Below are 11,889 nucleotides of genomic sequence, written 5' to 3' on the forward strand. Positions count from 1 at the left end.
ATGGGGTCAATGCTTTTTACGCTGTCGGCCTGTCAGTCCTCCCTACCCGCCTCATCCCGGCAGTCAGCTTCCGAAGCACTCCAACCCTTAGCGGTACCGCTGGTCATTGCCCACCGCGGCTACTCAGCTATTGCGCCAGAGAACACGGCCATTGCGGTGGACCTAGGCGTATTGGCCGGAGCCGACTTCGTCGAAATTGATGTACAGATGAGTGCCGATGGCGAGGTCGTTTTGATGCACGACACGACCTTGACCCGCACCACGGACGCCCCACTACGCTTCCCCGTCGGTGCGCCTTGGAATGTAGGGGACTTTGATGCCGCCGAACTCTACACCCTGGATGCCGGCACCTGGTTTGGCTATTCCAAGGATCCGCTGAACTTTTCCTATGCTGGTGAGCCGGTCCCCTCCTTGACCGACATCCTGAATCTGTTGCGGGATCGGGCCGGCCTGTTGCTAGAGGTCAAAGGGCCTAGCAGATACCCAGGCATTGAAGAGGCCATTGCGCGTGACCTAGAAGCCGCCGGCTGGGTCAACAATGGCGCAGCTCAGCAACCCTTGATTGTGCATTCCTTTGACTGGGAATCCATGCGCACCTACGCCGATATTCACCCGGCTGTGCCCATCGGCCTGCTGGGTAACCCGCCGCAAGACGAAGAAACCTGGGCAGACATCAGCGGCTTTGCCGACTGGATCAACCCCAGCCACAGCAATCTCAACGCCGACATCGTTGCCGACATTCACCGTCGTGGTTTTCGCATCAGCCCGTATACCATTAATGACGCCCCGCGCATGCGCGAACTGTTGGCAATGGGCGTCGATGGCGTGATCACAGACGAGCCGGCCCGGCTGCTGCTGGTGCGCGATGGTGCGCAGCCACCGCAAGGAGAGTTCCAGGCCCAGAACGCTGACATTGCCGAACTCAGTGGCCTGGCCAACAGCGCCTTGCACCCTGGTGTGTTTTACGGCCTGAACGACTCCGGCGACCAGCCGCGCGTGTTCGCCTTCGATCAGCAGGGCCGTGATCTGGGCACGCTGCCCGTACTCCTGGCCGGCGCCCTGGATTGGGAAGACATGGCCTCCTGGCGGGATGGCGAGCAGGGCTTTTTGCTACTCGCAGACGTGGGCGACAACGGAGCCTTTCGGCCCTTCGTGGACCTGTACATCGTGGCTGAGCCCACATCGACTCCACCTCTGAGCGCCCCGCTCACGGTCCACCGCCACATAATCCTGCGGTACCCGGACGGCCCCCGCGACTGCGAAGGGGTGGCCGTGGATGCTGCAGAAGGCTTTATTTACCTGCTTTCCAAACGCGATGCTCTGCCCCGTCTGTATCGCCTGCCCCTGGACGCCAGCGGCCTGGTGACGGCGGAATTTCTGGGCGAGATTCAAAGCCTGCCAATCCCGGAAGGCGGAAGCCGCGTGGATGGCATCACCAATGTGTCACCCACCGCGTTTGCATTCAGTGATGATGGCGCGAAAGCCGTGATCGTCACTCTGGACCGCAGTTATGTTTACACCCGTGACGCCGGCCAGCCCTGGCTGGAGGCCCTGAATCAAACGCCGCGCGTGATCAAGGTACCGGACTACCCCCAGATCGAGGCTGGGGACTTCAGCCAGGACAGTCAGCACCTATTGATCGGCAGTGAAACCGCACCCGCTCCCCTGTTCGGAACCCCGCTATGACCAGACATCTACGTGCTCGCCCCAGCCCGCTGCTGGTTGCTGCAGCCCTACTCCTGACGGCGTGTGAGGGTGGACAGCCCGGCATGCACTCAGACGCGCGGGAGACGGTTATGGACCCTGCCGAGCCGATGGCTTTGGCTCAGGCCCATGCCCACAACGACTACGAGCATCCGCGGCCACTGCTGGATGCCCTCAGTCATGGCTTCATGAGCGTGGAGGCGGACGTTTTCGCGGCGCCGCTACCGCCGGAAATGATGGCCGCCCTGCCTGTCGCTCTGCCGCTGGTGTCCACCCTGTATGTAGCACACGACCCGCAGGACATTCGTCCCGAACGCACACTGCGCCGTTTATACCTCGACCACTTATGGGAGCGCTTTGAGCAGGACGGGCAGTTATACCCCGACCAAGTGGCGCCACTGCAACTGCTTATTGACTTCAAAACCGAAGCGGAAACCACTTGGCTGGTACTCGAGCCCATTCTTGAAGACTATGCCCCCATGCTCACCCGCTATGCCGACGGCGAGGTCCACCCCGGCATGGTCACCGTGGTGATCTCCGGCAATCGGCCCACCAATACCCTGGCGGCGCAGGCCCAGCGACTGGCCTTTATCGATGGCCGTTTGCCCGACCTGGACTCGCCCTCCCAGGTAGAACTGATGCCATTAATCAGCGACAACTGGGGGAATCATTTCCGCTGGCGAGGCGAGGGTCCTATGCCCGAGGAGGAGCAGGCCAAGTTGCTGAGCACCATTGAAAAAACCCAGGCCTTGGGAGCGCGTTTGCGTTTTTGGGCCACACCTGATGCGCCCGGACCCGCACGTGAGGCGCTCTGGACGGTACTCGCCGACGCCAGCCTGGATCATATCAATACCGATGATCTTCCGGGTCTGGCGGCTTTCCTGCGCGAGCGAGCCCGGCAAGCATCAACGCCCGCAAGCCCCTGAGCAGCTCAGTCTCATCCCTTAAGCCACACACCGCTTAGCTCGGGTAGTCCAAAAAAAAACGGCCCCAGAAGGGGCCGTTGTTAGATCTAGATTATCCACACCGCCGCACGGCACCGATTGCCACTAAGCAGCCGGGAGTTTTTCCAGTACGGCGTTGAAGGTGGCGCTGGGGCGCATAACCTCAGCCAATTTGGCTTTGTTGGGCCAGAAGTAACCGCCAATATCCACGGCCTTACCCTGAATCTGCGTGAGCTCATCAAGCACTTGCTCTTCCTTAGCCGCGAGATCTTCAGCAATGGGCTTGAAGCAAGCCTGCAGCTCGGCATCGTCGGATTGCTCGGCCAGAGCCTCGGCCCAGTAGCGCGCCAAGAAATACTGGCTGCCGCGGTTGTCCAGCTCGCCGGTACGGCGCGAGGGCGATTTACCCTCATCCAGTAAGCGGCCAGTGGCAGCATCCAGCGTGTCCGCCATGATGCGAATTTGCGGCTGGTCGAACTTCATGCCCAGATCATCCAGGCTGGCGGCCAAGGCCAAAAACTCGCCCAACGAATCCCAGCGCAGGTGATTCTCTTCCACCAACTGCTGCACATGCTTGGGTGCGGAGCCCCCAGCGCCGGTTTCGTACAGGCCACCACCTTTCATCAAGGGCACGATAGACAGCATTTTGGCACTGGTACCTAGCTCCAGGATGGGGAAGAGGTCGGTGAGGTAATCACGCAGGATGTTGCCGGTCACGGCAATGGTATCCAGCCCGCGCGAGGCCCGCTCCAGCGAGAAGCGCATGGCCCGGACCTGGGACATCGTGCGGATGTCCAAACCCTCGGTGTCATGCTCGGCTAGGTAAGCATGGACCTTCTTGAGAATCTCCGCCTCGTGGGGGCGGTAGGGGTCCAGCCAGAACACAGCCGGCATACCGGAGGCGCGCGCCCGATTGACGGCCAGTTTGACCCAGTCGCGGATCGGCTCGTCCTTGACCTGGCACATCCGCCAGATGTCGCCCTCTTCCACCTCCAAAGTCATCAAGACCTCACCGGTAGCGTTGTCCACCACACGGGCCTCACCAGCGGCTTCTACTTCAAAGGTTTTGTCGTGAGAGCCGTACTCTTCGGCCTTTTGCGCCATCAGTCCCACGTTGGGCACGGTGCCCATGGTGCGTGGGTCGAAAGCGCCGTTGGTTTTACAGAAGTTGACGACTTCCTGGTAGATGCGGGCGAAGGTGCTTTCCGGAATGACCGCCTTGGTATCGTGAGTCTTTCCGTCTGCTCCCCACATTTTGCCGCCGGCACGAATCATCGCCGGCATGGATGCGTCCACAATCACATCATTGGGGGCATGCAGGTTGGTGATACCGCGTGCGGAATCCACCATGGCGAGCGCAGGCCGGTGCTGGTGGCAGGCGTGCATATCCTGAATGACTTCCTCACGCAAGGAGCGTGGCAGGAGCTCGATTTTCTGATACAGATCCACCAGGCCGTTGTTGACGTTGACGCCCAGGGTATCGAACCAGAACTTGTGCTTGGCAAAGGCCTCTTTGTAGTAGGTCTTCACCGCATGGCCGAACACGATGGGGTGGGACACCTTCATCATGGTGGCTTTGACGTGCAGTGAGAACAGCATTCCAGTCTCGTGCGCGTCCTGCATCTGCTCTTCGTAAAACTCCACCAGCGCCTTCTTGCTCATAAACATACTGTCGATGACTTCACCGGCCAGCAGTTTCACTTCGGGCTTGAGGACATGCGTTTCGCCATCCTTGGTGATGAGCTCCATCCGCACGCTGCAAGGTTTGTCTACGGTCATGGACTTTTCGCCATGGTAGAAATCGCCTTCGCGCATGTGCGCCACGTGCGTACGCGAAGCCATGCTCCACTCCCCCATGGAGTGGGGATTCTTGCGCGCGTACTCTTTGACCGCCTTCGGTGCGCGGCGATCAGAATTACCTTCGCGGAGCACCGGGTTCACGGCGCTGCCGAGCACTTTGGCGTAACGCCCTTGGATTTCACGCTCCTTATCATCGGAGGCATCCATGGGGTAATCCGGAATTTTATAGCCCTGACTTTGCAGCTCTTTGATGGCGCTGCGCAGCTGCTCCACTGCCGCACTGATGTTGGGCAGTTTAATGATGTTCGCGCCAGGGTCTTGAGTGAGCTCGGCCAACTGCGCCAAATAATCAGGCACTTGCTGCTCTTCGCTCAAGTAGTCGGGGAATGAAGACAGAATACGTGCCGCTAGAGAGATATCAGCAACATCAACCTTCACCCCTGCAGCGGCAAGGTAGGCGCTGATGATCGGCAAGAACGATGCAGTCGCCAGCATTGGCGCTTCGTCCGTAATCGTGTAAGTAATTGTCGGCTTAGATTCGCCCATAAAACTGTCGTTTCCGCTGAATAGAGTTCACAGGCACATTTCGCGCGTAACCGCCAAAACGACCTGACGAATAGTGAAAGTGTAACTGGGCTGCGGCCGCATTTCCTGTACTCGCCCAAAGTCGTAGAACCGTTCCGAGCAGCTCATGCAAGGATGTCGCCATATCAGCCCACGCTCGGCCTACCGCCGGATTTGCATCGCGACCGCAGACTGGGATTGTTCAATCCATAAACCCATGCAGCCACGCCTGCGCAACATGCTCAGCTTTGTGCGCAAAGTCCACCTTATGATGCAAAGCCTGCGCACGAAGTTCCGCTATGGGCACCCTCGCCTGCATGAGCTCGACGTGATGCCCGACTAGCCATGGCTCCACACCACCGGCGAACTCGGGATGAAACTGGCATGCCAGAATGTGTTCGCCACGATCAAAAGCCTGCACTGCAGTCGTTTCGGTCGACGCGAGCGGTCGCGTGCCAGGCGGCAAACTGAACTGGTCCTGATGCCAATGCCAGGCTTCAGGAAAGCGCTGGAAGATTTGCAAACAAGACTGTTCTCCATGAGTGCTTAGCGTGATGGGCGCGGCACCAATTTCTAAGCTGCTCCCCCGGATTAACTCTCCGCCCAAAGCCAACGCCATCATTTGCGCCCCCAAGCAGATACCCAAGGTGGGTTTGTCGGCCTTCAGCCGATCGACTAAGGCAGCCTGCAGCTCTCGAAGATAGGGGTAGTTGGCGTAGTCATTCGCGCCGATGGGCCCACCGAGCAAGACTGCACAATCCGCGGTCCGCAGCTCCTGCACAGCCTGAGGGTCCCAGCCATCACAGAGTCGGGTTTGAAATCCGCTGCGCAGAAATGGCCCGGCGAAGCCGTCCAAAGTTTCAAAGGCCACATGCCGTATAACGACGGCCCGCATCGGCTCAGGCCGCCTCAGCCAGGGGCAATGCAGAACGTTCGGCAAGCCAGTCTGCCGACTCGGACCATACCGACCTATAGGCTTTGCCTCCTAATATCACGCCCATATGCCCACCGGGCGCAACCCTGAAGCTCTTATCTTCGCTGGATACCAAGTCCAAGCTGCGCGATGCAATTTCTGCCGCCACTAGGTGGTCTCGGTCACCCGCGTAGACCAAGAGATTGGACTGAATGTTGGCGAGATCAGCAATCTTGCCCTCTCCAAGGTCCAGCTTCCCCGTTGCCAGGGTGTTGTCGATAGCCATTTTCTCGGTCATATCGCGAACCACCCCACCGGGGTACATCAGCATATTGTTGAGATAGGCTGAAGTGGTGGTGTGTGACTCCACAAACTCACGATCTGACAAACGCGTGATCAAGTCCCAGTAGGTCGTCACGCTGCCAACGGGGTCGGTGAGCTTAAAGGCCAAAGTGGTCATCCATGGTGGGATGTTGAAGGCCCGTGGGTCGAGCATCTGCAAGCGCAAGTTGGTGTACTTACGTACCAAACGCGCTGGTGCATCAATGAGCTGCGCAGCCTGAGCCACCATGCCGCCACCGCGTAGATCAATGGGGCTGGCGACGGTGACGATATTACGGATATTGGGGTCACCATTCAGGCCTTGGTGCATGAGGCAGAGCAGACCACCCATGCACCAGCCGAACAGGCTCACTTCCTGGCAACCAGAGTGGGCGCGGACCTTATCAATCGCTTTTGCGAGCATGCGCTGCGAGTAATCGTACAAGCCTAGATGGGCGTGCTTTTTCCGCGGCCGCCCCCAATCCACCATATAGGTCTTGAAGCCGCGCGCCGCCATATAGCGCACTAGACTGCGCTGTGGCATCAAATCGAAAGTCTCGGTGGTGACCCCTAGCGGTGGCACCAAAATGAGTGGGACAGCGTGCTGGTCGCGACACACGGGCATGTCGCTACCGTCGGGCAAGGTGACCTGCGCTTCGTCGGGGAGGCCGTAGTAGCGAACTGCCATGGGGTCGCCGTCGTAGACCAGTTCGTACCAAGTCTTGCCAGACTTAATAAGCTGGTCACGCTGGAAGAGCCATTCCAAACCATTGCCCAGGCTGCGCGCCGCGCGCCGGTTGAGATTACCCAGTGAGCGCGGGCTGAATGCTGTTTTAGGCATCGTCTAGTCCCTCTTCTTCTAACTCTTCAAGTGCGCGATCCATATACACCGCAATACGTTGCAGGTGCGGCAAATTATCGCGCGCGCCGCACAGCCCGACAAAGATGTTGTCTGGATCAGAAATGCTTGCAATCGCTAAAGCCGAGCCCTGCAGTAGCATCGGCATTGGAAACACCTGCTCGAGCTGGGCCTTACCCAGATAACTGCGTTGATGAGGTCGTTCGTAGTTCACCACACCCAAGTTAAACATGGGGGGCAGGCGATGATCGATTCGCGATAGCTGGCGCAGGATATACGGCATCACCTCGATGGCCGCTTCGGCATTTGCAGCCGCAGCCGGGCGTGCCTGAACCATCCCCCGCGCTACCCTAAGGCTGTGCCGCACTTCTTGAAGACGCTCGCGCCGATTACACAGATGCGTGCCCAAGCTAATGAGCAATGGCGTCAAAAGGGCGTCCTGGCGGGAGCGGTCGGCCACCACGGCAACCAAAGGCTCGTCAGGCAACGCATTATATTCTTTGAAAAATCGCCTTAAGGCACTACCCACCGCGTAGTACAAAATGTCTTCATCACTCACCCGGAACTGCTTGGCCAAGGCACTGAGGCGGGCACGAGAGTAACGCTGGGTGGCAAAACGACGCAGCCCATTGATGCGGCCATTCAGCGCCGAGCTAGGTGAATGCTGCAATCCGGCCCAGGGCAAAGAGGAACTCACCGCGTCGCGCAGATGGCGCCACAAAGGCTTCACCCAGTGAGGCCAATCGCTAAGTAAGGCGCCTTTAGGCTGTAAAGCGATGGAGGCTGTCCACGGCGGCTGAGCCTGCTTGGTCGGTCGTTGACTCAAGCCGCTGAGCACGCCATCCAGAAAATCTAAACCGCTGATGAGAGCCGGATGAATTTTGAGGTAGAGCGCAAAGCGATTCCCATGCAGGCCTTCAATGAGGTAGCACTCCCACAAAGGTCGGCTGCGATCCAGTGGGCGGCCATGCAAACGAGAAATCAACTCGCCAAGCTCACGCTCGCCACCTGGCCGAGGCAGGGCCGCGTGCCGCAGGTGGTACTCCATTTCCAGGCTCTCATCGACCTGCCATGCGGATTGATTGCGGTTCGCCCAGGAGCGCTTGAGGCGTAATGTCCACGGCGCTACTGTCGGCGGGATTTCAAGCCAGTTCTCGTAGAGCGCAGTCGCTACGGCCGTCGCAGACTGAGTCTTCGGCACCCGGAAATACAGTAGTCCGCCCATGTGCATGGGAGTGTCTGCTGTTTCCAGGCTCAACCATCCTTTGGCAATGGAAGATAAAGCAGGAGTGATCATCGTTGGGTGCCCAAGGTCTTGATACGCATGGCAAATCGACGTGGCAAAGTATAGCGGCGCGGAGGCTTAGACACGCATTGTCGTCCACTGATCCAGGTGAGTGCTCCCCCGACAAATAAACAGGTCGCCAAACTGTGCCAAGACACGTTCACTTTGGGTGGGCCGTAAAAAAACGTGATCGCCAACGTTCAAAGCTGTGGCCGGCGAGCTGCAAACCAAATCTTGATTTGTGCTGCGCCCGTATAGGGGGTTTGGCTGGAGTCCTGCTGGCTGGTAATACTTGGCTTTCCAGTCGCCACCGTAAATAAAGTAGCGGCGCCTCTGATTGACGTCCCAGCGCGCCCACAAGGCCCCTAATTGTTGGTTGCCCGGGAGCTCCAAAGCGCCCAGTTGCTTCAGGACCGGGCTGGCGATAAAGCACGCGGGCCGGTGCCCTTCCAAACTGGGAATGTCGAAATCTGTGGGCTGCACGATTCCCGAGCCAACGGCGACTTCATTGCATAGCGTCTCTTGCTGATGCAGGCGGAATGTCGGGCTGCCAGCCGTATTTAGGCACGGACGGTCGGCGGCAAGATTTTGCGTAAGGGATGGAAAGTCTTGCTTGAGCTGAGCGACTGCGGCGTTATAAGCCTGCATAGCCTGTCTGAACAGCGTAGAGGTATCAGCGATAAGGTCTGGCACTTTCACCACGTGAGCGTCGTAGCCCATGAAGCCGGACCACACAAGATGCTTGGGGTGCGCTTGGATGACGGACAACATCTCATCTAAGACAGTCCCGGCGGTCACACCGCCGCGCCTCAGTCCCACATCGAGCTCAATATTGATACTCAAGCGCAGATCACGCGCTTTGGCGAGTGCCAAATACTCTTGTAAACGCTGCGGGGAGTCCACCAACCATTGCAACTGCCGCGCAGGATCAAAGCCAGAGTCGTGGCCGTCGTAATACGCCGCCACGGCAGCCACAGGCATGGGTTTGCCCATGAGCACATCCACCTGCGGAAGTGCCTCAGTAATAACCTGCAGCCTTGGTAAATCAAACACCATCAGTCGCTCAGTCTGAGCTGCCCGCATCAGGTACTCGAGTAGTTCTATGCTCGGCAGCGACTTGACCACCAAGCGCAGATGTTTGCGCGAGTCTTGAGATCCCAAATTGGCCAGAACCAACGCAAGGTTGTGGTCCACAGCATTAAGATCCAGCAGCATCCTCGGCCGGCCCTCACCGTGCAGACGAAGCTGTTCGTTCCAGCTAGCGAATTCTGAGCTGTATGCGGCGCCAGCGTCGCTAGGCCTGAGTAACCACCCTGCCGCAGGCAGCCCAACCGCGCATAATCCTAAAAAGTGGCGTCTTTGCATCCCGTCGTCCCCACCCGTTTTTCTAAGGGGGGAATGCTAGCAATATCATGGACACTCGGTGAGGGGCCATGCTCCTATAGGGCTCGCAAGGGCACCGCTCTGACGGCCACAGGACTGAGTAATGCAAAGAGCTGGGCCAACAACATCGAGCGATAAGGCCGCGCTGACAAAGCGCTGCCCAAAAAAAAGGAGCCATTGGCTCCTTTTTGTGATGTCAGTGGTGGGCGATGCAAGATTTGAACTTGCGACCCCTGCCGTGTGAAAGCAGTGCTCTACCCCTGAGCTAATCGCCCACTGATTTTTCCCTTAGGAAAGCGCGATATTATATCGCGTTTTCAGTCGTCCGCCATGACATTCTTAATGCCCAGATCGGCGAAGCCTTTGTCTTCGAAATTGCGGATAAACATAGACTTGAGCTCCTGAGCTTTGGCGTTATACGCAGCTTGATCGTCCCAGGTCGTTCGAGGGTCGAGCATCTCCGCCGGTACATCCGGGCAACTCGTGGGCATCTTCAAGCCAAAGATGTCATGGGTTTTGTACTCCATGCCTTCCGCGTGCAGATCACCCCGTAGTGCTGCATTGAGCATAGCCCGGGTGAGTTTGATGGAAATGCGCTCACCAACGCCATAAGGCCCGCCCGTCCATCCTGTATTGAGCAATATGCAACGCGTATGTGCACCACGCACTTTAGCGGCTAGCAACTGGGCATACACGGATGCCGGTCGAGCCATAAATGGCGCGCCAAAACATGCCGAGAAAGCCGCTTTGGGCTCAGTGACGCCAACCTCGGTGCCTGCCAACTTCGCGGTAAAACCCGATACGAAGTGGAAAATCACCTCGTCCTCATCGAGGATCGACACCGGAGGCAACACCCCAAATGCATCTGCAGTCAGGAATACCAAAGTGTTGGGATGAGGGCCTTGCGCCCCAGGCGCAACGCCGGGGTTACATTCCAGCGGGTAGCTAAACCGTGTGTTTTCAGTGATCGATTGATCACTCAGGTCTAGATCTTGGGGATCGGTTTCCGAAAGCGGCTTACCAGGCAGCGGGGGGACGTTCTCGATCACCGTGCCAGGCATGGACAACGCGCGTGCGATGACAGGCTCGGCATCCTTATTGAGGTCAATAAGCTTTGCGTAGCACCCACCCTCGAAGTTAGACACACCCGATGCCGTCCAAGCGTGCTCGTCATCACCGATGAGCAAGCGGTCAGGGTCTGCAGAAAGCGTCGTCTTACCGGTACCCGACAAACCGAATAGAATTGCACTCGCGCCGTCTTTGCCAATGTTCGCCGAAGCGTGCATGGGCAAAAAGTCCTGGGCCGGCAGCAAGTAATTCAGGATGGTAAAGATCGATTTCTTATTGATGCCACAGTAGTCCGCGCGACCTGCAATGAGAACACGACGATTACGAATATCAATAATGACGCAACGCTCCGAACGCGTACCGTCACGTTCGGGATCGCAGAGAAAAGAAGGAGCGTTGAGGATCGTCCAGCGCTTCTCATCCGCGTCGTCTATAGCAATCGAATCGCGAACGAACATGTTGTGCGCAAACAGAGCGTGCGTCGCGTACTCACCCACGAAACGTAGGGGGATTGCGTACTCGGGCAACCAACCTGCGGTCAGATCCTGCACATAAACGGCACCCTGCCGCGTGTTCAGATGAGTAACGATGCGCTCAAAAAGCGCATCCACTTGGGAATGCGGAAACTTTTGAAGGTCTGCTTTCCACCAGAGCTCCCCTTCAACTTCAGGCCAATCGACCGCAAAGGTGTCCTTAACGGGACGACCGGTGACCTCGGGATCGGTGTAGAACACCAGCGGCCCCTGATCACCAAGCTTAGTGGCGAAGGCCTTGGGCTCGTCATACGACCCACCCACACGAACGCGGCCACGGTCGTTCTCTAGGGCCTCGGCAAACAACTGTTTGGGCTGGAGGTTGTATTGAATATTCTCGGCGGTTAGACCGAGATCCCTATGAAGTTGTTCACGAATCGCCATGGACCAGGATGCTTTATGGGGAGTCTAAAGGGGCGCAATGATACCGCGAACGGCTAAGCCCTTGCTAACGAGCAAAAAAAAAGCCCGACACGAGGTCGGGCTTTTTGGAATAAATGCCTGGCAGTGCCCTA

General features: G+C 58.0%; 8 protein-coding genes and 1 tRNA gene. 2 read left to right on the forward strand and 7 right to left on the reverse strand.

Going from position 1 to position 11,889, the window contains the following annotated elements; all coding sequences use genetic code 11:
* The first annotated feature begins 9 nt into the window (after positions 1-9).
* Together KI787_09765 and KI787_09770 are read left to right on the forward strand one after the other, a co-directional pair.
* Positions 10-1,686 carry a hypothetical protein gene (locus KI787_09765; protein MBV6630240.1) on the forward strand — a complete coding sequence of 559 codons (1,677 nt, stop codon included), beginning with the start codon at positions 10-12 and terminating at the stop codon, positions 1,684-1,686.
* Entirely contained in the window at positions 1,683-2,630 is a 948-nt protein-coding gene (locus KI787_09770; protein MBV6630241.1) for a phosphatidylinositol-specific phospholipase C/glycerophosphodiester phosphodiesterase family protein, read from the forward strand. The genes KI787_09765 and KI787_09770 overlap by 4 nt, the downstream gene beginning before the upstream one ends.
* Before the next feature lie 123 nt (positions 2,631-2,753).
* Here KI787_09770 and KI787_09775 read toward each other — a convergent pair whose 3' ends face one another.
* The 7 genes from KI787_09775 to KI787_09805 form a co-directional block, all read right to left on the reverse strand.
* The gene (locus KI787_09775) at positions 2,754-4,994 is read right to left on the reverse strand and encodes an NADP-dependent isocitrate dehydrogenase (protein ID MBV6630242.1); all 2,241 of its coding nucleotides are present in this window, start codon (positions 4,992-4,994) and stop codon (positions 2,754-2,756) included.
* 220 nt (positions 4,995-5,214) lie between these two features.
* On the reverse strand, positions 5,215-5,907 hold the full coding sequence (locus KI787_09780) for a gamma-glutamyl-gamma-aminobutyrate hydrolase family protein (GenBank protein MBV6630243.1): 693 nt from the start codon (positions 5,905-5,907) through the stop codon (positions 5,215-5,217).
* Between the two features lie 4 nt (positions 5,908-5,911).
* Positions 5,912-7,087 (reverse strand): alpha/beta fold hydrolase, encoded by a 1,176-nt coding sequence (locus KI787_09785; GenBank protein ID MBV6630244.1) that lies wholly within the window; start codon positions 7,085-7,087, stop codon positions 5,912-5,914.
* A complete protein-coding gene (locus KI787_09790; protein ID MBV6630245.1) occupies positions 7,080-8,402 on the reverse strand; it encodes a DUF1298 domain-containing protein in 1,323 nt (440 codons plus the stop codon). The genes KI787_09785 and KI787_09790 overlap by 8 nt, the downstream gene beginning before the upstream one ends.
* 66 nt (positions 8,403-8,468) lie before the next feature.
* Positions 8,469-9,755 (reverse strand): alanine racemase, encoded by a 1,287-nt coding sequence (locus tag KI787_09795; protein ID MBV6630246.1) that lies wholly within the window; start codon positions 9,753-9,755, stop codon positions 8,469-8,471.
* Positions 9,756-9,973: 218 nt separating this feature from the next.
* Positions 9,974-10,048: transfer RNA gene (locus KI787_09800), tRNA-Val, on the reverse strand.
* A 42-nt stretch (positions 10,049-10,090) separates the two neighbouring features.
* On the reverse strand, positions 10,091-11,758 hold the full coding sequence (locus tag KI787_09805; protein ID MBV6630247.1) for a phosphoenolpyruvate carboxykinase (ATP): 1,668 nt from the start codon (positions 11,756-11,758) through the stop codon (positions 10,091-10,093).
* Positions 11,759-11,889: the final 131 nt, after the last annotated feature.

It is taken from the genome of Oceanococcus sp. HetDA_MAG_MS8 (assembly GCA_019192445.1).
Classification (GTDB): Bacteria; Pseudomonadota; Gammaproteobacteria; order Nevskiales; family Oceanococcaceae; genus MS8.

Excerpts from the sequence above, each read along its gene's own strand:
- KI787_09765 (MBV6630240.1), top strand. The coding sequence starts at position 10 with ATGCTTTTTACGCTGTCGGCCTGTCAGTCCTCCCTACCCGCCTCATCC.
- KI787_09770 (MBV6630241.1), top strand. The coding sequence starts at position 1,683 with ATGACCAGACATCTACGTGCTCGCCCCAGCCCGCTGCTGGTTGCTGCA.
- KI787_09775 (MBV6630242.1), bottom strand. The coding sequence starts at position 4,994 with ATGGGCGAATCTAAGCCGACAATTACTTACACGATTACGGACGAAGCG.
- KI787_09780 (MBV6630243.1), bottom strand. The coding sequence starts at position 5,907 with ATGCGGGCCGTCGTTATACGGCATGTGGCCTTTGAAACTTTGGACGGC.
- KI787_09785 (MBV6630244.1), bottom strand. The coding sequence starts at position 7,087 with ATGCCTAAAACAGCATTCAGCCCGCGCTCACTGGGTAATCTCAACCGG.
- KI787_09790 (MBV6630245.1), bottom strand. The coding sequence starts at position 8,402 with ATGATCACTCCTGCTTTATCTTCCATTGCCAAAGGATGGTTGAGCCTG.
- KI787_09795 (MBV6630246.1), bottom strand. The coding sequence starts at position 9,755 with ATGCAAAGACGCCACTTTTTAGGATTATGCGCGGTTGGGCTGCCTGCG.
- KI787_09805 (MBV6630247.1), bottom strand. The coding sequence starts at position 11,758 with ATGGCGATTCGTGAACAACTTCATAGGGATCTCGGTCTAACCGCCGAG.